Here is a 20,548-nt window from a genome sequence, read left to right as displayed (position 1 = left end):
AGAGCGCAAAGTTTTACGCAAAGTTCGCTAAGCAATATTTATAGATTATTAACTATTCTTCTTATACCATTTTTTATTAAAGTAACATTAAAATTCATCAGCAACCCTAACTTACAATTTGTTAATTTCAAATAAGTAAGCAATTGGGCAAAATGAATATCGTTCAAAGTTTCAACAGATTTTATCTCTAAAATCAGTTTGTTTTCTACTATAATATCAAGCCTATATCCAACATCTAGTTTTACTTCTTCATAAATTAAAGGCAGTGGTTTTTGCTTTTCAACTTGAAGTCCAGTTTTCTTAATTTCATAAAACAAACACTCTTCATAAGCACTTTCTAATAATCCAGGCCCTAAATTTTGATGCACTTTCAAAGCACAATCAAATACAATTTTTGATAATTCGTTTTCTGTCATAATTTACCTTTGCGTTCCTGGCGTAAAACTTTGCGAACTTTGCGGTTAGCTTACTCCAAATTTAACCAAAATAAGTCTGATGCAATTCCGTCACAAAAGAATTTTCCTTTTCTGGTTGTTCGTAAAATATTATTTTCTAAAATAAGTTTTCCGTTATCTAAGTGTTTTTGTGCATTTTGAATGAGATATTTGAGATACTTCTCTCCAAATTCGTTTTCAAGTTTATTTAAAGAAACGCCCCAAATAGTGCGCAAACCAGTCATTACATATTCGTTGTATCTGTCAGTTTCTGACAAAGTTTCGGTTTCTAATGCCAATTGATTTTCAGAAATTGATTTTAAATAAACAGCATTGTTAGATACATTCCAGCTGCGATTTTTTCCGTCATAACTGTGCGCAGACGGACCAATTCCTATGTATTTTTTGCCCAACCAATACGCCGAATTGTTTCTGGAAAAATAATTTTCTTTCCCAAAATTAGACAGCTCATAATGAATGAATTTACTTTTTTCTAAAGTATCAACCAGAATTAAAAATTGCTCGTGCGCCACAGCATCATCAGGTTGCGGAATAATTCCGTCTTTAATAAATTTATGCAAAGCTGTTTTGGGTTCGATCGTTAAAGCGTAACTCGAAATGTGTGGAATATTTAAATTTAAGGCAGTTTGAATATTTTGCAACCATCTTTCGTTATTCATACCTGGCGTCCCGTATATTAAATCGACCGAAATATTATCGAAATATTGTGTAGCAATTTCTAAACATTTTTTGGCTTCCTCCGAATTATGAGCCCGATTCATCAGTTGTAAATCTTCTTCAAAAAAAGATTGAATTCCTATGCTTAATCTATTTATTGGTGTTTTTGATAATTCGATAATTCGCTCTTCGGACAAATCATCAGGATTGGCTTCGATGGTAATTTCAGGATTTTCAGCAATATTATAATGCTTATAAACTTCATCAATCAAAAACTTTAAATCTGAAATTTCTAGAATACTTGGTGTTCCGCCACCGAAATAAATAGTTTCTACCGTTTCATTTTCAAACTCATTTTTGCGCATCGCGATTTCTTTGGCAATAGCCAAAACCATTTCGTCTTTCTTTTTCAACGAAGTCGAAAAATGAAAATCGCAATAATGACAAGCTTGCTTGCAAAAAGGAATATGTATGTAAATTCCAGCCAAAATTATTTTTTTACTCGTTCTTCATTCTGCTTTACAAAAGCGTCCCAACCTGTATAACTTGTGGTGCCAACTACTTTTCCAGAGTTGAAAAAATGACAAACTGCTGCCGCCAAACCATCGGTACTATCGAGATTTTTGGGTAATTCTTTTAGTCCTAACAATTGTTGTAGCATTTTCGCCACTTGTTCTTTGCTGGCATTACCGTTCCCGGTAATCGCCATTTTTATTTTCTTGGGTTCGTATTCGGTAATGGGAATATCTCTAGAAAGTCCTGCTGCCATAGCAACTCCTTGCGCTCGTCCTAACTTGAGCATCGATTGTACATTTTTTCCAAAGAACGGTGCTTCAATAGCAATTTCGTCAGGATTATGTGTGTCGATTAATTCGATAGTGCGTTCGAAAATCACTTTTAGTTTCTGATAATGGTTGTCGTATTTACTTAGAATTAATTCGTTGAGTTGCAGAAACTCCATTTTTTTATTAATGACTTTTATGAGTCCGAAACCCATAATGGTCGTTCCTGGATCGATTCCTAATATGATACGTTCGTTTGCCAATGTTTTATTTGAAAGTTTAAAGTTTAAAGTTCAAAGTTTTGTTTCTTTGCACCAATGATTTCAATTTCTCACAAAGCTAAACAATTCCTCATACTTGCCATCAAACTTTTGATTGTTGTTGGCGCATTTTATTTTATTTATGAACAATTAGCAACCAACGACAAGTTAGATTGGAATAAATTTATTTTTTTGTTTAAAAAAAATCAATCTGTTGGCGGAATCCTTTTTATATTATTTTTGAGTTTTGCCAATCGTTTTCTTGAAATTTTGAAATGGCAAAATTTAGTTTCTTCTTTCAAAATAATTACTATTGGTGAAGCTACTAAACAAGTTTTAGCTTCACTTACTGCTGGGATTTTTACACCAAACGGTATTGGAGAATATGCAGGAAAGACTTTGTATTTCGAAAAAAATAAAGCCAAAAAAATTGTGTTCCTTAACCTTCTTTGCAACGGAATACAATTAATTTTGACGGTTATTTTAGGAACAATTGGTCTTTTGCTTTTAGGTTATACGTTTTGGGTTTTGGTTATTTTGGCTCTAGCCTTTGGGTTTTTGAGCGTAGCTTTTTTTACAAAAAAAATCGATATTAAAGGATATTCTGTTTCGAAATTCATAGAAAAGTTGAACAAAATTCCGAAAAACATTCACCAAAAAAACACTTTGTTGGGAATCGCTCGTTACCTTATATTTTCGCATCAATATTATTTTTTGTTTATCGCTTTCGATGTTCATTTGCCTTATTTTACACTAATGGCAACCATTGTAACCGTTTACTTTTTGGCTTCAGCACTGCCTAGTTTTCAGTTTTTAGACTTTGCTGTAAAAGGCAGTGTCGCCGTTTATTTTTTCTCTTTATTGGGCGTAAACGAATGGATAGTTGTTTTTGTAACGACACTTATGTGGTTTCTAAATGTGGTAATTCCTGTGATTATTGGTAGTTTTTATGTTTTAAATTTCAAACCACAATGGAAATCGTAAGTTGTCTTTTTGTTTGTATTACGATTTGGTATTTACTGAATATCATTTGGTTGATTTATGGATTTACGAAAGTGAAATCTTTTGAAAATGAAAATTTAAAGCCAAAAACCAAATTTTCGATTATTATTCCGTTTAGAAATGAGCAGGAAAACTTGCCAAAGCTTTTGTCGTCAATCGAAAAATTAAATTATCCGAATGATTTGTTTGAAGTGATTTTAGTTGATGATGAGTCAGATTTTAGATTTCAGATTTTAGATTTTAGATTTCTTCAGATTACGCTAATTGACAATATTAGAAAAACAAATTCTCCAAAAAAAGACGCTATAAATACGGCAATATCGATTGCGAAAAATGATTGGATTATTACCACCGATGCCGATTGTTTGGTTCAACCCAATTGGCTCGCCACCTTTGATGCATTTATCCAGAAAAACAATCCTAAAATGATTGCTGCTGGTGTTTTTTACAAAAAAAAGAATGGTTTTTTAGATGCTTTTCAGCAATTAGATTTTTTGAGTTTGCAAGGGACAACGATTGGAAGTTTTGGAAACAAACAAGCATTTATGTGTAATGGCGCTAACTTTTGCTACCAAAAAACATTTTTTCACGAACTAAATGGTTTTGATGGAAATGATAAAGTTGCGAGTGGCGATGATGTTTTCTTATTGCAAAAAGCAATTATGAAAGACCGAAACAATGTTTATTTCTTAAAATCGGAAGTGGCAATTGTACAAACAAAAACGGAAAAAACTTGGAAAGATTTGTTTAACCAAAGAGTTCGCTGGGCTAGTAAAACTGGAAATTATAATAGTTTGTACAGCAAACAATTGGGCATTTCTGTTTTGGTAATGAATCTTTTTTGGATTCTGAGCTTTTGTTTTCTGCTCTTGGGGATGATTAATACAGATTATTTTGTGTTACTCCTATTCTCAAAATTTCTTGTTGATTTCGTTTTGCTTTATAAAACCAGTTCTTTTTTTAAAACACGTTTAAACTACGTTTTATTTGGTAGTTTGTTATATCCATTGTTTTGTGTTTCGGTTGGATTTTATTCTTTTTTTGGAAGTTATAGTTGGAAGGGAAGAAGTTTTAAAAAATAAATATTCCTAAAAACCGGAATGCCCTAGCCCTGATGGAAACGGCATCCTTTTTCTTGTCTCGTTTTTTGGAACGAGACAAGAAAAAGATAGAGTGTCCCGATAGCTATCGGGAAGCAGGAAATAGCTCCTAAAAATTTATTTTAAAATTATTGGTAAAACGAACTGTGATTTTACTTTTATTCCTCTTTTTATAGCTGGCTCTACAGCTGGAAAATCTGATAGTTTTGACTGTAATATACTATCTAATCTTGTTGCGTCATAAACCATATTATATTTGGTGAGATTGGGTTCAAATTGCATCTTAGCATTAGCAAAAACCGTGATTTTTAGAGGAATAGTGTCGATTTTTGGGAATAAGATTTTGATAGAATCCTGAATTAATTTTTCTTGAATATTGTTTGTTACAAAATCGAAAAAACATTGTTTTCTGGCTATTTTATCATTGATAGAATCGCATTGAGTTGTGCTCGGAAAATCATCGACTTCATCCCAATTTATTTTTTTTAATTCCTGCTGAAGCAAATCTTCTTTGACTGGTACATTTTTCTCAAAATACTGACAACCTTGAAAAATAGAAGCCAAAAAAAGTATTATTATTAATTTTTTCATCTACAAACGGTGTAAATCGTTAGGGTTTATTGTGTAATTTTATTTTTCAAAAATAGTGAAATTTAATTTATGGATACTTTATTATTCCTTATGGGTTTTATTTGTGTTATTATAGGCGTTTTTGGTAGTTTTTTACCCGTTTTACCTGGCCCAAGCGTTAGTTGGGTTGGATTGTTATTATTGTATCTGACAAATGCCGTTCCTAACAATTACTGGATTCTTGGATTTACGCTGGCATTAACTATTATTATTTCGGTTTTAGATTATGTAATTCCATCGAAAGGAACGAAAAAATTTGGCGGTAGTTCTTATGGAATTTGGGGAACAAACATTGGACTCATTTTAGGTTTGTTGTTTATTCCTATTCCTTTTGGCTTTGTTATTGGGGCTTTTCTAGGAGCTTTTTTAGGCGAAATGATTTATAATTCTCAGGACAAAAAACGAGCTTTAAAAGCAGCTACAGGTTCATTGCTAGGTTTTCTGGCTTCTACTTTTATGAAATTTATGGTTTGCATGCTGTTTTTAGGCACATTTATATACGTGACTTGGCAAAACGCAGGAAAATTATTTGGATAAGAGATTAAAAGTAGTGTGCCTTTTTTTATTTTGGGTATGCCTAAAAGTGTGCCTTTTTTTGAAGTAGAAACTTCTGTAAAAACAAAAAAGCCATTCACAATAAAGTGAAAAGCTTTTCATTGGTCTAACTACTAAACCTGTTTTTCATTTCCTCTTTAAGGACGAAATTACTAAACGTGCTATGGGTTACAAAGCCATAGCTTAAACAACACAACTAATCTTAAAAACCTTTATTGGGCAAAAAAGGTTTCTATTTCTAGAAACCTTTCCCAATTAGCGGTCTGGACGGGACTCGAACCCGCGACCCCGTGCGTGACAGGCACGTATTCTAACCAACTGAACTACCAAACCTCTGCTTAATTGCGGTTGCAAAGATACAATGTTTTTTAACTTGCGCAAATGTTTTTTGAAATATTTTTGAAATTTTATTTCGCATATTAGCCAAATTTTTGTTTTTCAACTAGATACGTTGTCATTATTTTTTCGAAATTTTCATTGACAGAGACAGGAACGTACTTTATTTTATACAAAGAACAGGTGTTTGCTACTTTTTCGAAGTAATTATTTACTGCTTTTTCGTAGTCATTTTTTATATTTTCGGCAAAAAGGTTTACCTCATCACCTGTTTCTAGGTCAATAAATTTACGTGGTGCGTTATCATAATCAAGATTTAGCTCTGTCTTTTTATCAATAACGTGAAACAAAACCACTTTGTGCTTGTTATGTTTTAGGTGTTGTAAAGCTTTAAACAAGCGCTCATCGTCTTCTCCTTGAAACATATCGGTAAAAAGGACAATCATCGAGCGACGGTGCATTTTTTCGGCAATTTGATGCAGGAAAGTAATCGCGTCGGTTTGTTTGGTTTCTTTTGGTGTTTGCAGTGCGTTTTCTAGTTTATTTAATAACATGCGATGGTGACGTTCACTTCCTTTTTCGGAAGCGTAATATTCGTAAGTATCAGAGAAAATGCTTAATCCAACAGCGTCGCGTTGTTTTTTGAGTAATTTCATTAAAACTGCCGATGCCAAAACCGAAAATCCGATTTTATTTTCATAAAAAAACTGATTTTCTTTTAGTTTAGGATAATGCATCGACGACGAATTGTCTATAATAAGATGGCAACGCAAATTGGTTTCTTCTTCGTACTTTTTAGTATACAAACGATCGCTTTTAGCAAACAATTTCCAGTCAATATGCTTGGTGCTTTCGCCTGAATTATAAGTTTTATGTTCCGCAAATTCGGCAGAAAAACCATGAAACGGACTTTTGTGCATTCCGGAAATAAAGCCTTCTACGATTTGGTTGGCTAGTAGTTCGAGATGCTGAAAACTGGATATTTTTGCTATTTGGTCGTCTATATTCATACATCAAATATAATTGGAAATTTCTAAACTAAATCATAAAAAAGGTCCAACTTTCGTTGAACCTTCTGTAAAAAACTAATTGCTATTTAATAATTTTAAATTCTACTCTTCGGTTTTGTTTTTTACCTTCTTCTGTGTTGTTTTTTGAAACAGGCTGTGTTTCTCCTAATCCAAATATTTGAATGTTATCTTCATTTAAATCAAACTTTCGAACCAACTCGGTTTTGACCGCCATTGCTCGTTGTTCCGATAATTGCAAGTTTTTCTTCTCATCGCCATCACTATCTGTATGTCCAGAAATAGAAACTTTAATTTTTGGATTGTCTTTTAAAACAGTCCCAATTTCATCAATAACTTTTGAACTTGACGGTTTAATTGTTGCTTTACCATAATCAAATAAAATTTCGTTGGTAACAAAACTTCCTGTTTCTAATAATTTATGTCTCGTATCTCCAGTTGCTTCAGCTAATCTGAAATTTGAGATGTAATATTTATCTTCTTCATTATGATAATCGTGAATATAAAACACTACACTATTATATTTTACTTGTTGAAACGCATTTGGTAAATCCCAAACTTTTTTATCACCAATATACATTCTAAGTCGGTTTTTTTGTCTCCAAATTTGAACTTTTACATGATTATTCTTTGTATAATTAAAAGCCGGCGTATCTAAATCATTTCCTATAATTTTTTCTCCTTCTGAATAAACTCTCACTTCAGATCTACCTAATTTTCCTTCTTGAAAGGCATCTGCTACCGTTGGAAACATTCGCATAAAAACACCTTCGCTACCATTTCCATACTCTTCCCATTTGATGTAATCATTTTTCTTTTTAGATTCAACAATTCCAACATTTAAATACGATGAATAAAACGAAAACGAACCTTCATTTACATACACTTCAAATTCGAGCGTGAAATTTTCTGGTAATTGTTTGATATCCGTTATGGTAAAAGCGCCTTTGTTTGATAATTTCAACCAACGTTGCGGAGTGCCTGAAATAGTTACTACTTCACCGCTACTATTTGTTAGCCAATTTACAGGAAAATCGCCAATTGCATCTTGTGAAAAATCTTCAAAAACTAAAACTTTATTTCCAGGAACGAAATCTTTTGCAGATTTTACCTCAGCTTTTTTTGATGTTTTTTCTTTTTTAGATTTAGGTTCATTTGAATTTTCTTTACTTGAATTCGTTTCGCCAGAAGATTTTTTCTTCGGGTTTAGCACTTTATCAGAAGCATCACCAGTAGTTTTTTCTGATTTTTCTTCTACTTTTCTTTCTACAGTTCTTCCAGCTGCTTCAATAGCTTTATCACCTAGTTTTCTAAGAAACTGAGCTTGACTTTGCACTGAAAAAAAGAGTACGACAATAATTATGAATATAGTTTTCATACTAATAAAATTTATTCAGGAATATTTAGTGTTTTACAAACTTCACTATAGGACATTTTTTGAAAATCCGACGGTGTTGTTTTACCCGAAACAGAAACACCACCAGGAATAATGATGTAGCGGAATGAGTATGAACTACGATCATTCATAGAATATATGTAAATTTGACCAATTTCATAAATAATGCTAATATAATCACTTCCATTTACATAATTTAGTGGAACAGCAACTGGATTACTTGAATTACCACGCATATATACTAAAACCGTTCCTTTGTTAACAATGTCCTCAGTGATTTTTGGTGCAATAATTGTTGCTTTCCATTCTCCAACATTTGTAAAGGTCGTCGTAGCCCAATCGCTATAAATAACATTAGCTGTTCCTGTTGGCCCCATAGCTCCATCATCTGGCTTACTACAAGAAATTACAAAAATTGATAAAATTGTAATGACAAAAAATTTTTTAATTGTTTTCATAATTGTTTAATTTTTAAAAAAAGTTAATTCACCCGAAACTGTTCCGTCAGATTTTAAATCGTCTGCATTGTACATTTCTGCACTCGTTAATACAATATTTTTAAGAATACATTTTACTTCGTTCCCATTGTATGCAAATTGAATAGTCCCTTTTGCATTATCTGAACCCCAAGAATTCATTTTTTTTGATAAAACTTCTGTAAAACTTACTGAAACTTCATCTGCTGAACCATTTCCTTCTTTAGAATAATCTTTAGACTCAATTTTATAAACCTTTCCGTCTTCAGGAAAACCTTCACCATTAAAAGTCATTGTAAAAACTTTGGCTGGATTTGTTTTATCCTTCACAGCAATTGCTAATTCACCCATTGACACTAAAGCGCCACATACCCCTTCTGCAACAAATTCTTTATTATTACAAGTAAGAATTACTTTTCCTGAACCTTCTTTAGCTACTACTTCCGTAGTCTCTTTTACTTCATTAATTACATCATTTACATCCTTCGTTTCTTCTTTTTTACAAGAAACCATTAAGAAAACACCAGCTAAAATTGTGATTAAATTTTTCATAGTTTTAAATTTAAATGCGTTCATATAAATATGTTGTACTTGTAGAGGTGCTATTAAATGACATTGTTTTTTTTGTTGGATACCCATCGTCATTATATTGATAAGTATAATTAACAGTACTCCCGCTAGATTGAGTTTGCCCTGGATTATTTACAAATAAATAAGGTTCATGAAACACCAATGGTAAACCTGCATAAGGTGTTTTTTTAGCGTCATAATTAGAGTAAATATTGGTATAACTCAATTGTCCGTTTGGTGTATTGGCACTGACTCCAGTATAAACAGAATAGGAAGTGGTGTTTCCATTAGCTATGCTATAGACAGTTCGGGTTGTAGTCCCATCTTGTCTAAATTCAGCTCTTTCTACTACATTAGGTGTATTGTAGTCAAAAAATATCTGCGAGAAATTGTCATAAGTACCTGAACCTGTATACTTTTTTACAATAATGGTTACCAATTTACCTGCATTGTAAGAATAAGCATACTTAAATCCATAAGAAGATGATCCTGTGTAATCTGTCACAACCTCTGCAACTTTTCCATCAGTTCCGTAAGTATAATTTTCAACCTTCTGAGTGGTACCAAAACCAAGATCTCCAATTTCTATAATTTTAATCAGTTGGTTACTGGCGTTATATGTAAACGTTGTAGTTGTGTTTTCATCGACTTCCTTTGTAATTCGATTTTCTCGTATTTCATGAACTGGCGAGTTGTTGTCATCGCTACTGCACGAAACAGCAAATAGTGCAAATACAACTAGTGCAAATTTATTTTTAATTGTTTTCATAATTTTAGATTTTAATTTGTTAATAGTTTTTTACATGACAAAGGTGTAACAGTAATTACTTTAATAAAACCATAAAAGGACGAACGACATTTTAAATACACCAATATCCATTTTAAAACAAAAAAAACTCCACATCAAACAATGCAGAGTTTTTTATTATAATTCCCTAATGTAATTCTACTATTGGCAGAAGGACAAATTAGTTGATTACTATTAATTTTTGTAAAAAGTAAGCGTTCCTGTCATAGCTCCATTATTAGCAAAAGCCCCAACATTTCCGCTAGTAAAAACACCAGGGTTCGTTTCTGGATACAATGTAATTCCAGCAAGATTTGCAGTTACCTTATTTCCTTCAACAACTAACGTTAAAGTACCTGATGTCGTCTTAGAGTTCCAAGCAGTAAGCACATTACCTGAAATTTCAGTAATATGCATTGTAATATGTGTCGAATCAGTGTCAGAAGAATCCTCTACCAAAGTGTAAGTTGTAGTTACTGTTGGTAAGGCATCTATATTAAAGTAAGAAGAAAAAGTCTTTAAATTGTTATCCGCTTGATTGGCACCAATATATTTCCTGCCGGCAGCAACTGCCCATCCGCAAGGCCCATTAATTTTATATTCTTGTCCGCCTGCAGTAAGTGTGATATCAGCTACTCCTGCTGGTGATTGTGCCAAAGGAGCAACACCACCATTATTATCATCTTTATCACATGAAAACATTAGCACACTTAACATTGTCGTTACTACATAAAGCAATCCTTTTTTAACATTAGTTTGAAAATTAAATTTTGTATTTCTCATAATTTCTAAGTTTTAAAATTAGTTTTTTTTATAATTCTTGGACAAAGGTGAAAAATTATAAATGTGAAAAAAAAGACAAAAGGACGAACGACATTTAAAATACACTAATGGAAATTTCATTCGAAATTTTCTTATATTTGAATTCAAATATGACCAAATGAAGGCTTTTAATTGCATAATTGTTGACGATGATGAAATGGACAGGCTTGTCGTAGTATCGTATACAAAAAAAATTCCAACCTTAAATATTGTTGGTGTTTTTGAAACTGCTGAAAAAGCACTTACTTTTTTAGAAACAAATACTGTAGAAGTAGCTTTTTTAGATATTGAAATGCCTGGTGCTTCTGGGCTGGAATTACGTCAAAAAGCTCTTGAAATTCCCGTTTGTGTTTTTATTTCATCACATACAGAAAGTGCCGCAGAAACTTTTGAATTGCAAACTCTAGATTTTATTGTAAAACCATTTAAGTTTCCACGATTTGAACAAACGTCAAAACGTATTGAAGAATTTATGGAAGTTCGACTAAAAGCTAGCTTATTCGAATCAACAATTGGTGGTGATGCCGTTTATGTTAAAACCGGACATGATCAAATTAAAGTCAAACTTCACGAAATTTTGTACCTGGAAGCTTTAAAAAATTACACCATTTTAGTAACTGAAGGCAAACGCCATTGCGTGTTATCTAATTTAGGTGAAATTTTACAAGAAGAAAAATTCCAATCTTTTGTTAGAATACACCGAAGTTTTGCGGTTCAAAAACAATTTATACAGAAAATAGGAAGTCAAGAAATTGAATTAAAAAACAACATTTCCATCCCCATAGGTAGAAGTTATAAAGATACTTTAAATTTAATGGCATGAGAAAAATTTTTATTTTAGTTCTAATTTTTATCAGTTACTTTTCTTACGGACAAAAAGAACCTAATCTTTCTAAATTTAAAACTCAAAAAGAAAAACTACAAGTTTGGGTAAAATATTGTGACGAATTGTTTGAAAATGGAAATACAGAATTATTAAAAAAAAATGCAAAAAAAGGATTTGTCTTAATAAAAAAAGATGATTTTGAACACCTTTCCCTTTTTAATTTCTATTTAGGAAGTACTTTTGATTATTTAATAGAAGTAGATAGTGCGGTTTATTATTTAGAAAAGTCTGAAAAATTTTTAAACAAAGCAAAAAACAAACAAAACACTGCCCGATTATATAAAGAGCTCCTTTTCGTTTATAAAAATGTAGGATTAGTAAACAAAAGAGAACGAATAATTTTAGACTATAAAAAAATTATTGACTCAACAAAACAAGAAAATCAAAAATATCTTTTACAAGAAAATCTAGCTGATTATTACATATCTGTAGGTCAATATGAAAAAAGTTTAAAATATTATCTTAACGGAATTCAAACCCGTAAAAAGGCGTTGAACGGTAAAAGTCTAAAAAAAGACTCCATTGCAATTGGTGTAAAACTAGTAAATATAACTGACATCTATTTGAATCTGGAAAAAACCAATGAAGGATTAGAAAGCATCAAAGAATCTGAAATTTATATTAAAGATTACAAAACAGGAATGGCCTTTGTTTACAAATACTTAATTGCGATTTATGTAAATAAAGATGATATTAACGAGATTGAAAAACAATATCTTAAATTATCCAAATTAGTAAATTCTGGCGCTGAAAACAAAGCATGGGATGCGTATTTAGCTAGTGATTTAACTATTGCGGATTATTTAATTACCAAGAAAAAACAATTTCACTCCGCCTTAAATTATATTAACCACGCCAGAAGTTTGGCCCCTAAATATGCCAGCAAATATATGCTCGGTAGTATCGATTATATGAGTGGCGAAGCATATCTTGCATTAAAACAATATGACAAGGCTTTGTTTTATTTAAAAAAAGCAGAACCTATTGTTAAAGAAGATGATCCAGGAGCATATAGTTGGTTAAAAAATGCTCTTTCTAAAACCTATGCAGCAAAAGGATTGTGGGAATTAGCATACAAAAACCAAAGTGAATATTCCAAAATAAAAGACACAATACTAAATGAAGTATCAAAAAAGAATATTGCTGAAATGGAAGCCAAATATCAAAACCATTTAAAAAAACAAGAAATAGCTAATAAAAATCTTCAAATTGACACCGCTAAAAAACAAAAGTATTACTTCATTGGCGGAATTTTTCTTTTAGCGATTATTGGAAGTTTACTTTTCTACCAAAGTCGAAACAGAAAAAAAACAAACGAAAAATTACAAGTATTAAATACCGAATTAGACGAAGCAAACAAAGCCAAAACTCGTTTTTTCAGTATTTTGAATCACGATTTACGCGGTCCGGTTGCCAACTTGGTTTTCTTTTTACAACTTCAAAAAGAAAGTCCAGAAATGTTAGACGAAGAAAGCACGAAACGCATGCAAGACAAAACTATGGCTGGAGCCGAAAATCTTTTAAATTCGATGGAAGATATTTTGCAATGGAGTAAAAGCCAAATGGAAAATTTCAAACCGCAACCTAAAAATATTGCTGTAAATTCGATATTTGACGATACGGCAAAACATTTTTCCAGCGTGGAGCATGTGAAAATCACTTTTGAAAATACAGAAAATCTTCAACTTATAACCGATGAGAATTATCTAAAGACCATTATCCGAAATCTAACCGCAAACTCCATAAAAGCATTAGAAAAAAAACCAACCGCAATTATTGTTTGGAAAGCCTGGCAAGAAAATGGGCAGAATTATTTATCAATTACCGACAACGGCTCCGGCGGAACTCAAGAACAATTCAAAGCATTATATGATGAAAAAGAAGTCGTCGGGATAAAAACAGGATTGGGTTTACACCTTATTCGTGATCTGGCCAAGGCCATTGATTGCGAAATTACCGTAGAAACAAATCAAGACACTGGAACAAAATTTACTTTAACATTATAATAAAAAAAGGCCTAACTTTCGTTAGACCTTTTTTTATTATTCCGATTTGTTTCTTACAACAAAGCAGTCAAGCTATCCGCGTAAGTTTGCTTAGGCGCAACACCTACTTGTCTTCCTACCACTTCTCCGTTTTGGAAAACTAAAACTGTAGGAATATTTCTAACACCGTATTTTGCAGCAAATTCTTGGTTTGCGTCAACATCTACTTTTCCCACAACTGCTTTTCCTTCAAATTCAGTTGCAATTTCTTCGATAACTGGACCAACCATGCGACAAGGACCGCACCAAGCTGCCCAAAAATCTACTAATACTGGTTGTGATGATTTTAATACAACTTCCTCAAAAGTTGCGTCTGTTATTGTTAAAGCCATTTTGTTTTTCTTTATTAATTGTTTGACAAAAGTAGAATTTTATTTTGAATAGTTTCACTTTTAAAAATCAGTTTTAACTATAAATGTATTGATGATTTTTATGAGGAGCAATTTCCTGCTATTCATTACAATCTTTTTTGTCTCGTTCTCGATACTCTCTTTGCAAGCGAACTCGAACTGATGACAAAAAAGGATTTTCACTACTATCAGGGCTAGGGCATTATCGTAAAAATAACTTCTTCAATTTCGTTAAAATTATCTTTTTCAAATTTTTTAATATTTCTATCTTTAATTACAAATATCGATTTGCAATTGGCATATAAAATTTCCAAAATATGCGACGAAATAAGCACAATTGAATCCTTACTTTTCTCTTTCAAGAAATTCATCAGAACATAATTTGACTCTAAATCTAATCCATTAAAAGGCTCATCAAGTATATAAATTTGATGATTGTTTTGAAAAATTGCATTCAAATAGGTTTTCTTTTTCATTCCTGTCGAAAAGCTTTTTAACAATTTATCTTCAGGAACATCAAACAATAAATTAGTTGTTTGCCTTTTGCAATTTGTCAATTCTTGATAAAAATCATAAAACTCATAAGCGGTCAAATCTTCATACAAATCTGGTTCGGTTGGACACCAAGCAATGTTTTTTAGCACTAATTTTTCGTTATTGAATTCGATTTTTCCATCAAACACATTTAAACCCAAAATACACTTAAACAAGGTTGTTTTTCCTTGTCCGTTTTTGCCAACAAAACCATAAATTCCTTTTTCGACAATATCGAAATCGATGTTTTCTAAAACTGTTTTTGAATCGTATTTTTTCTTCTGAATTATAACATTAAGCATTCTGAATGATTTTCAAATTTTTAACTGATTTTATATAAAGTAAAGGGATAAAGAGCAAGGGAAACCCGTATATCATATTTCCAACAAACAAAGCAAAAAAGATATTGTGAACAATTTTTCGTTCAAAAAAAGTGTACTTGAAAAGCAAATTTATAATTGGAAAGAATAATAATAACGGAATGAAAAACAGAATTTGAAATTGTTTTAAAATCAAAAAAACTATCGAAATAGGAATTAAAACAAATGCCGAATTGTAAGCAATTGTTTTTATTTGTTGCCGCAGATAATCTTTTCCAATAAACGAACTTGCTTTTACAAAATGCAGTTTTTCTCTTTCGCTCGACGAAACACACAAAATAACTCCCACAACCAACAAAGCGGCATAATACAAATTAGGATTTTGATTTTTGAAACCCATGTAAGCCAAGAATCCAAGAACAGGAATTACTAGAAATAATTTATATTTCCTGAATGAAATTGTCCAAAAAGGATCAAACATTTTAAACGGATACCTAAATGCTTTTGCAGTTGATTTATTGATAAAAGTGAGTGCGAAAATCGAAATTAAAAATCCTAAAAAACAAATCCATTTAAAATTTAAAATCAATAAAATAAGGATTGGTAAACTTAAAATAGTATATTCAAAAAAAAGAATTAACCTGAAATTAGTATTCAAACTTAAGAGTTCAATGTCTTTTCTATTTATTTGAAGAGACAAAATTTGCAATAAAAACAACATTGCATAATTTATAAATTGATGCAACTTAACTTGAAACAAATACATTGAAACCGCAATAGCTAAAACAAAAAGCGCAATAGCTAGATTATCGTCTTTTGCAAATAATTTTCTGAATCGAATTGTTATTAAATATTTAAGGATTTTAAGCATTAATTCAACTTAAAATTAACCTGTAATTTTTCCAATTCATTTAACAATTCGGTCGAGATGTTAATTTTCAACTTACGACTATTCATCGAAATTTTATTAATTATTTTGGTTTCTTCGACTTCAGTAGGAGCTACTGTTTCTGGATTTTCGTCTTCTATAATATCTCCATTTTCGTCCAAAACAATTTCTATATCATCAGTTTCAACAGGTGCGGCTTCAATCTGTTTTTTTATTTTTTCTAATTCCATGATTTCAAAAGAAACCGTGTTATCGCCTTTATTCGCATTAAAAACCGCGGTTAATTTAGACACTAACTCTTCTCGCAAATCTTTTATATCTAAATGAATGACTAGTTTTTTTGCAAAAATCTTCAAAACATCTTGTATCGATTCTACTTGCAAAAAGTTAATTTGCGGATCCGATTTTTTACCCGTTTCACGGTTTACCCAACCATCTTTTATATTAACCTTAATATACACAAACTGATTTTGAACCAGAAAATGCCTAAATTTCAGGTATTCTTCATTAAAAATTCGAAACTCATTAGTCTCGTCATATCCTTCTAAAACGAATGTCGCCCAACCTTTTCCGTTTTTGGCCGTTCGGTGTTGCACATTGGTTACAATTCCTCCAAAAGAAAGGTTTTTACCCACAAATTGTTCTAAATTTTTTAGAGATTCGAGTTTACTGTTGCAAAAATATTTCATTTCGAACCTATAATCATCTAGCGGGTGACCTGAAATATAAATCCCAACAACTTCTTTTTCTTTGGCTAATTTTTCCATAGTATTCCACTCTTCGCATGGCGGAATTATAGGTTCGGAAATTTGCACATCACTCGTATCGCCAAACAAACTTACTTGCGATGAATTTTCGTTTTCTTGAAACTTCGCGCCAAATCGTATGGCTTTTTCGTAAAATGTAATTCCGTCACCATCAGTATGAAAATATTGTGCCCGATGCGTGTTTGCAAAACAATCGAAACCACCAGCAAGAATCAAATTTTCGATGGCTTTTTTGTTGGCCGCTCGTTGATCGACACGTTTAGCTAAATCGAAAATAGATTTGTAGTTTCCATCTTTTCTGCTTTCGACAATCGTATTTACAGCTCCCATTCCAACACCTTTTACAGCGCCTATTCCGAAACGAACAGCATAATCATCATTAACAGTAAATTTATAAAATGACTCATTTACATCTGGACCTAAAACCGCCAATCCCATGCGTTTGCATTCTTCCATAAAGAAAGAAACTTGCTTAATATCGCTCATATTATTAGACAAAACCGCTGCCATATATTCCGCTGGATAATTGGCTTTTAAGTAGGCGGTTTGATAAGCAATCCAAGCATAACAAGTAGAATGCGATTTGTTAAAAGCGTACTCTGCAAAGGCTTCCCAGTCTTTCCAAATTTTTTCTAATTTGTCCTCGGCATGACCTTTGGCAGATGCTTGAGAAAGAAATTTAGGCTTCATTTTATCTAGCGTTGGACGGTCTTTTTTCCCCATGGCTTTACGCAAAACGTCGGCATCACCCTTAGAAAAATCGGCTAATCTTTGTGACAAAAGCATTACTTGCTCTTGGTAAACGGTGATTCCGTAAGTATCTTTTAGTAATTCTTCGCAAGCTTCAAGGTCGTATTCTATAAGTTCTTCGCCATTTTTTCTTTTAATAAAACTTGGAATATAAGCGATTGGTCCGGGACGATATAAGGCATTCATGGCAATTAAATCATTGAAAACCGTTGGCTTCAATTCCTTCATGTATTTTTGCATTCCAGCACTTTCGTACTGAAAAATCCCTACCGTTTCGCCACGTTGAAACAATTCATAAGTTTTTACATCATCAATAGGAAATGTATCTGGATCTAGAATTTTTCCTGTTCTGTATTTTACGAGTTTTACAGTATCTTTTATTAATGTTAGGGTTTTTAGTCCCAAGAAATCCATTTTTAACAATCCTGCACTTTCTGCGACCGAGTTATCAAATTGAGTGACATATAAATCGGAATCTTTCGCAGTGGTTACAGGAACAAAATTGGTAATATCACTTGGTGTAATAATCACTCCACAAGCGTGAATTCCTGTATTACGAAGGTTTCCTTCTAGAATCTGTGCTTGTTGAATGGTTTCGCCACTTAAATCTTCTTCCTTAGAAAGTAATATTAATTCTTTCATTCGGTCGAAATCCTCTGGACGCAAAACTTTTCGGATTTCGGCTTCGGTGTCGTTCATAAAACGAGCCAAATTCCATTTTCCGGGAAGCATTCCGGGCAATAATTTGGCAATTTTATCGGCTTCAAAAAGCGGTAAGTCTAACACTCTTGCAGTGTCACGAATCGCTGATTTTGCCGCCATTGTACCATACGTAATAATTTGTGCTACTTGCTTCGAGCCATATTTTTGAATCACATAATCCATGACTTTACTTCTTCCTTCGTCATCAAAATCGATATCGATATCGGGAAGCGACACACGATCAGGATTTAAGAATCTTTCGAAAAGTAAATTGTATAAAAGTGGATCTATATTGGTAATTCCCAAGCAATACGCCACTACCGAACCTGCTGCAGAACCACGACCTGGTCCAACAGAAACATCCATTTTTCTGGCTTCGGCGATGAAATCCTGAACGATTAAGAAATAACCTGGATAACCTGAATTTTGGATAGTTAGCAATTCAAAATCTATTCGTTCTTGAATTTCAGGAGTTATTTCAGGATAACGTTTGTTTGCTCCAACCATTGTTAGGTGTCGCAAAAATGAATTTTCTCCTCGCTTTCCTTCGTCGGTTTTGTCTTCTTCTATTAAAAATTCAGTTGGAATTTCAAATTTTGGAAGTAAAACATCTCGGTATAATGAATAAATTTCAACTTTATCTACAATTTCTTGAATATTGACAATCGCTTCGGGCAAATCAGAAAATAATTGTTTCATCTCATCTCCAGATTTGAAATAATATTCCTGATTGGGTAATCCAAAACGATAACCGCGACCACGACCTATTGGCGTTGCCTGCTTCTCCCCTTCTTTGACACACAGTAAAATATCGTGCGCATTAGCATCATCTTGAGAAATATAAAAAGTATTATTGGTCGCAATGAGTTTTACATCATGCTTTTTTGCAAAGGATATTAAAGTTTGATTGACACGATTTTCGTCTTCTTGATTGTGGCGCATCAATTCGAGATAAAAATCATCTCCAAATTGAGATTTCCACCAAAGTAAGGCTTCTTCTGCTTGATTTTCTCCAAGATTTAAAACTTTACTAGGAATTTCTCCATACAAGTTTCCTGATAAAATAATAATATCTTCCTTATATTGTTCAATAACATTTCTATCGATTCTTGGCACATAATAAAATCCTTCCGTATAGGCAATAGAAGACATTTTGGCTAAATTATGATAGCCTTTTTTATTTTTTGCCAAGAAAACTACTTGGTAACCATTGTCCTTTTTGGTTTTGTCTTTGTGGTTGCCGCAAACAAAAAATTCGCAACCCACGATTGGTTTCATTTCAACTTCAGTTGCTTCTTCTCCATTTTCTAACGCAGTGGCATTTTTAGCGGAAGCTATTTTATTTTGATTTAATACATCCCGAACAAAATGAAAAGCACCCATTAAGTTAGCATGATCGGTCATGGCAACGGCCGACATTTTATTTTTTGCGGCAGCAGCAACGAGTTTAGCCACCGAAATTGTAGATTGTAAAACCGAAAACTGTGTATGATTGTGCAAATGCGCAAACTTTGCATTTGCTAAATCTTGAGTAATTTCGGCTGAAATCGGCATTTTAGTTTCAACTTTTTCAGCTTGTTGAAAACGTTTGGCAATTTCGGCAGAAGCTTCTTTAAGATTTATATGCCTTAAACCTATAAGTTGAATTTCTCCTTGATTTTTACTCTGAAATTCATGAAAATAACTGGCTTCTACATCAAGTTCTTCTTTGGTAAAAACTTCTCTTTTAATTAATTCTAAAAAACAACGCGTGGTTGCTTCGACATCGGCAGTAGCATTGTGCGCTTCTGAAAATGGAATTTTAAATAAATATTGATGAAGTTCTGTTAATGTTGGCAGTTTAAATCTTCCGCCACGACCTCCAGGTAATTTTAATAATGATGCCGTAACTTCGGTACAAGTGTCCAGAACTGGCATTTTAACCATATCTGAACCAATATTGGCACGATGAAATTCGCAACCCATAATATTGACATCGAAACCTACGTTTTGTCCAACTATAAATTTAGTTTTTGATAAAGCAATATTGAATTTTTCTAAAACTTCTTGTAAAGCAATTCCTTGTTCTTGTGCTAATTCGGTAGAAATTCCGTGAATACGCTCGGCATCATAAGGAATATTAAATCCTTCTGGTTTTACTAGATAATCCTGATGCTCGATAAGGTTTCCCATCTCGTCATGCAATTGCCATGCAATTTGGATACAACGCGGCCAGTTGTCAGTATCCGTTATTGGTGCCGACCAACTGCGTGGTAACCCTGTGGTTTCGGTATCGAAGATTAAATACATATTTTCTTAAAGCTTTAGGCTTTAGGCGATAAGCCGTAAGCATTTTAGACAATTACAAAAATACATTTTATGTGGTTGTTTGTCAATTTTAGTTATTAACAAACACAAAAAAACCATCTCGATTGAGATGGTTTGATATATTTTAGAAAAATAAGTTAGA

Annotated in this window: 19 protein-coding genes and 1 tRNA gene; 5 read left to right on the top strand and 15 right to left on the bottom strand. The window is 32.5% G+C overall.

The window, feature by feature from the left end; all coding sequences use genetic code 11:
• Positions 1-38: 38 nt before the first annotated feature.
• From BM053_RS08410 to ruvC, 3 genes are read right to left on the bottom strand one after another with little or no spacing between them, the layout of a single operon-like run.
• Positions 39-416 carry a GxxExxY protein gene (locus BM053_RS08410; protein WP_091476276.1) on the bottom strand — a complete coding sequence of 126 codons (378 nt, stop codon included), beginning with the start codon at positions 414-416 and terminating at the stop codon, positions 39-41.
• Positions 417-466: 50 nt separating this feature from the next.
• Entirely contained in the window at positions 467-1,600 is a 1,134-nt protein-coding gene (gene hemW / locus BM053_RS08405) for a radical SAM family heme chaperone HemW (RefSeq protein ID WP_091476274.1), read from the bottom strand.
• 2 nt (positions 1,601-1,602) lie between these two features.
• Positions 1,603-2,157, bottom strand: coding sequence for a crossover junction endodeoxyribonuclease RuvC (ruvC, locus tag BM053_RS08400; protein WP_091476271.1), 555 nt, complete (start codon positions 2,155-2,157; stop codon positions 1,603-1,605).
• 54 nt (positions 2,158-2,211) lie between these two features.
• On the opposite strand from ruvC, the gene BM053_RS08395 reads away from it, so the two are divergent.
• Complete coding sequence (locus BM053_RS08395) at positions 2,212-3,138, top strand: lysylphosphatidylglycerol synthase domain-containing protein (RefSeq protein ID WP_091476269.1); 927 nt, start codon at positions 2,212-2,214, stop codon at positions 3,136-3,138.
• A complete protein-coding gene (locus tag BM053_RS08390; protein WP_091476266.1) occupies positions 3,126-4,238 on the top strand; it encodes a glycosyltransferase family 2 protein in 1,113 nt (370 codons plus the stop codon). Before BM053_RS08395 ends, BM053_RS08390 begins: the two co-directional genes overlap by 13 nt.
• 135 nt (positions 4,239-4,373) lie before the next feature.
• Here BM053_RS08390 and BM053_RS08385 read toward each other — a convergent pair whose 3' ends face one another.
• Positions 4,374-4,847 (bottom strand): hypothetical protein, encoded by a 474-nt coding sequence (locus BM053_RS08385; protein ID WP_091476263.1) that lies wholly within the window; start codon positions 4,845-4,847, stop codon positions 4,374-4,376.
• A 69-nt stretch (positions 4,848-4,916) separates the two neighbouring features.
• Here BM053_RS08385 and BM053_RS08380 point away from each other — a divergent pair, with 69 nt between their 5' ends.
• Complete coding sequence (locus BM053_RS08380; protein ID WP_091476262.1) at positions 4,917-5,423, top strand: DUF456 domain-containing protein; 507 nt, start codon at positions 4,917-4,919, stop codon at positions 5,421-5,423.
• Between the two features lie 277 nt (positions 5,424-5,700).
• Here the strand turns inward: BM053_RS08380 and BM053_RS08375 are convergent.
• The 7 genes from BM053_RS08375 to BM053_RS08345 all read right to left on the bottom strand — a co-directional run bounded on the left by BM053_RS08375 (position 5,701) and on the right by BM053_RS08345 (position 10,817).
• A tRNA-Asp gene (locus BM053_RS08375) sits at positions 5,701-5,774 on the bottom strand.
• Positions 5,775-5,860: 86 nt separating this feature from the next.
• Complete coding sequence (locus BM053_RS08370) at positions 5,861-6,787, bottom strand: DUF58 domain-containing protein (protein ID WP_091476260.1); 927 nt, start codon at positions 6,785-6,787, stop codon at positions 5,861-5,863.
• An 82-nt stretch (positions 6,788-6,869) separates the two neighbouring features.
• Positions 6,870-8,183 carry an OmpA family protein gene (locus BM053_RS08365; RefSeq protein WP_091476255.1) on the bottom strand — a complete coding sequence of 438 codons (1,314 nt, stop codon included), beginning with the start codon at positions 8,181-8,183 and terminating at the stop codon, positions 6,870-6,872.
• Positions 8,184-8,194: 11 nt separating this feature from the next.
• The gene (locus BM053_RS08360; protein ID WP_091476252.1) at positions 8,195-8,659 is read right to left on the bottom strand and encodes a hypothetical protein; all 465 of its coding nucleotides are present in this window, start codon (positions 8,657-8,659) and stop codon (positions 8,195-8,197) included.
• A 6-nt stretch (positions 8,660-8,665) separates the two neighbouring features.
• Positions 8,666-9,229, bottom strand: coding sequence for a hypothetical protein (locus BM053_RS08355; RefSeq protein ID WP_143076477.1), 564 nt, complete (start codon positions 9,227-9,229; stop codon positions 8,666-8,668).
• Between the two features lie 10 nt (positions 9,230-9,239).
• Entirely contained in the window at positions 9,240-10,016 is a 777-nt protein-coding gene (locus BM053_RS08350; protein ID WP_091476242.1) for a hypothetical protein, read from the bottom strand.
• A gap of 213 nt (positions 10,017-10,229) precedes the next feature.
• Positions 10,230-10,817 (bottom strand): hypothetical protein, encoded by a 588-nt coding sequence (locus BM053_RS08345; RefSeq protein ID WP_091476241.1) that lies wholly within the window; start codon positions 10,815-10,817, stop codon positions 10,230-10,232.
• 157 nt (positions 10,818-10,974) lie between these two features.
• On the opposite strand from BM053_RS08345, the gene BM053_RS08340 reads away from it, so the two are divergent.
• Together BM053_RS08340 and BM053_RS08335 are read left to right on the top strand one after the other, a co-directional pair.
• Positions 10,975-11,679 (top strand): LytR/AlgR family response regulator transcription factor, encoded by a 705-nt coding sequence (locus BM053_RS08340; RefSeq protein WP_091476240.1) that lies wholly within the window; start codon positions 10,975-10,977, stop codon positions 11,677-11,679.
• Positions 11,676-13,748, top strand: a complete 2,073-nt coding sequence (locus BM053_RS08335; protein ID WP_091476239.1) for a tetratricopeptide repeat-containing sensor histidine kinase — start codon at positions 11,676-11,678, stop codon at positions 13,746-13,748. Before BM053_RS08340 ends, BM053_RS08335 begins: the two co-directional genes overlap by 4 nt.
• A gap of 53 nt (positions 13,749-13,801) precedes the next feature.
• Here BM053_RS08335 and trxA read toward each other — a convergent pair whose 3' ends face one another.
• The 4 genes from trxA to dnaE form a co-directional block, all read right to left on the bottom strand.
• Complete coding sequence (gene trxA, locus BM053_RS08330; RefSeq protein ID WP_091476238.1) at positions 13,802-14,119, bottom strand: thioredoxin; 318 nt, start codon at positions 14,117-14,119, stop codon at positions 13,802-13,804.
• A 212-nt stretch (positions 14,120-14,331) separates the two neighbouring features.
• The gene (locus BM053_RS08325) at positions 14,332-14,973 is read right to left on the bottom strand and encodes an ABC transporter ATP-binding protein (RefSeq protein ID WP_091476236.1); all 642 of its coding nucleotides are present in this window, start codon (positions 14,971-14,973) and stop codon (positions 14,332-14,334) included.
• Entirely contained in the window at positions 14,966-15,862 is an 897-nt protein-coding gene (locus BM053_RS08320) for a hypothetical protein (RefSeq protein WP_091476233.1), read from the bottom strand. The genes BM053_RS08325 and BM053_RS08320 overlap by 8 nt, the downstream gene beginning before the upstream one ends.
• A complete protein-coding gene (gene dnaE / locus BM053_RS08315) occupies positions 15,862-20,388 on the bottom strand; it encodes a DNA polymerase III subunit alpha (RefSeq protein WP_091476230.1) in 4,527 nt (1,508 codons plus the stop codon). Before dnaE ends, BM053_RS08320 begins: the two co-directional genes overlap by 1 nt.
• Between the last annotated feature and the right edge of the window lie 160 nt (positions 20,389-20,548).

This window comes from Flavobacterium swingsii (assembly GCF_900111965.1).
Taxonomy (GTDB): Bacteria; Bacteroidota; Bacteroidia; order Flavobacteriales; family Flavobacteriaceae; genus Flavobacterium; species Flavobacterium swingsii.
Note: the sequence above shows the minus strand (reverse complement) of the source record. Positions and strands in the feature narration are given on the sequence as shown.

Excerpts from the sequence above, each read along its gene's own strand:
- BM053_RS08410 (WP_091476276.1), bottom strand. The coding sequence starts at position 416 with ATGACAGAAAACGAATTATCAAAAATTGTATTTGATTGTGCTTTGAAA.
- BM053_RS08395 (WP_091476269.1), top strand. The coding sequence starts at position 2,212 with ATGATTTCAATTTCTCACAAAGCTAAACAATTCCTCATACTTGCCATC.
- BM053_RS08390 (WP_091476266.1), top strand. The coding sequence starts at position 3,126 with ATGGAAATCGTAAGTTGTCTTTTTGTTTGTATTACGATTTGGTATTTA.
- BM053_RS08385 (WP_091476263.1), bottom strand. The coding sequence starts at position 4,847 with ATGAAAAAATTAATAATAATACTTTTTTTGGCTTCTATTTTTCAAGGT.
- BM053_RS08380 (WP_091476262.1), top strand. The coding sequence starts at position 4,917 with ATGGATACTTTATTATTCCTTATGGGTTTTATTTGTGTTATTATAGGC.
- BM053_RS08370 (WP_091476260.1), bottom strand. The coding sequence starts at position 6,787 with ATGAATATAGACGACCAAATAGCAAAAATATCCAGTTTTCAGCATCTC.
- BM053_RS08365 (WP_091476255.1), bottom strand. The coding sequence starts at position 8,183 with ATGAAAACTATATTCATAATTATTGTCGTACTCTTTTTTTCAGTGCAA.
- BM053_RS08360 (WP_091476252.1), bottom strand. The coding sequence starts at position 8,659 with ATGAAAACAATTAAAAAATTTTTTGTCATTACAATTTTATCAATTTTT.
- BM053_RS08355 (WP_143076477.1), bottom strand. The coding sequence starts at position 9,229 with ATGAAAAATTTAATCACAATTTTAGCTGGTGTTTTCTTAATGGTTTCT.
- BM053_RS08350 (WP_091476242.1), bottom strand. The coding sequence starts at position 10,016 with ATGAAAACAATTAAAAATAAATTTGCACTAGTTGTATTTGCACTATTT.
- BM053_RS08345 (WP_091476241.1), bottom strand. The coding sequence starts at position 10,817 with ATGAGAAATACAAAATTTAATTTTCAAACTAATGTTAAAAAAGGATTG.
- BM053_RS08340 (WP_091476240.1), top strand. The coding sequence starts at position 10,975 with ATGAAGGCTTTTAATTGCATAATTGTTGACGATGATGAAATGGACAGG.
- BM053_RS08335 (WP_091476239.1), top strand. The coding sequence starts at position 11,676 with ATGAGAAAAATTTTTATTTTAGTTCTAATTTTTATCAGTTACTTTTCT.
- trxA (WP_091476238.1), bottom strand. The coding sequence starts at position 14,119 with ATGGCTTTAACAATAACAGACGCAACTTTTGAGGAAGTTGTATTAAAA.
- BM053_RS08325 (WP_091476236.1), bottom strand. The coding sequence starts at position 14,973 with ATGCTTAATGTTATAATTCAGAAGAAAAAATACGATTCAAAAACAGTT.
- BM053_RS08320 (WP_091476233.1), bottom strand. The coding sequence starts at position 15,862 with ATGCTTAAAATCCTTAAATATTTAATAACAATTCGATTCAGAAAATTA.
- dnaE (WP_091476230.1), bottom strand. The coding sequence starts at position 20,388 with ATGTATTTAATCTTCGATACCGAAACCACAGGGTTACCACGCAGTTGG.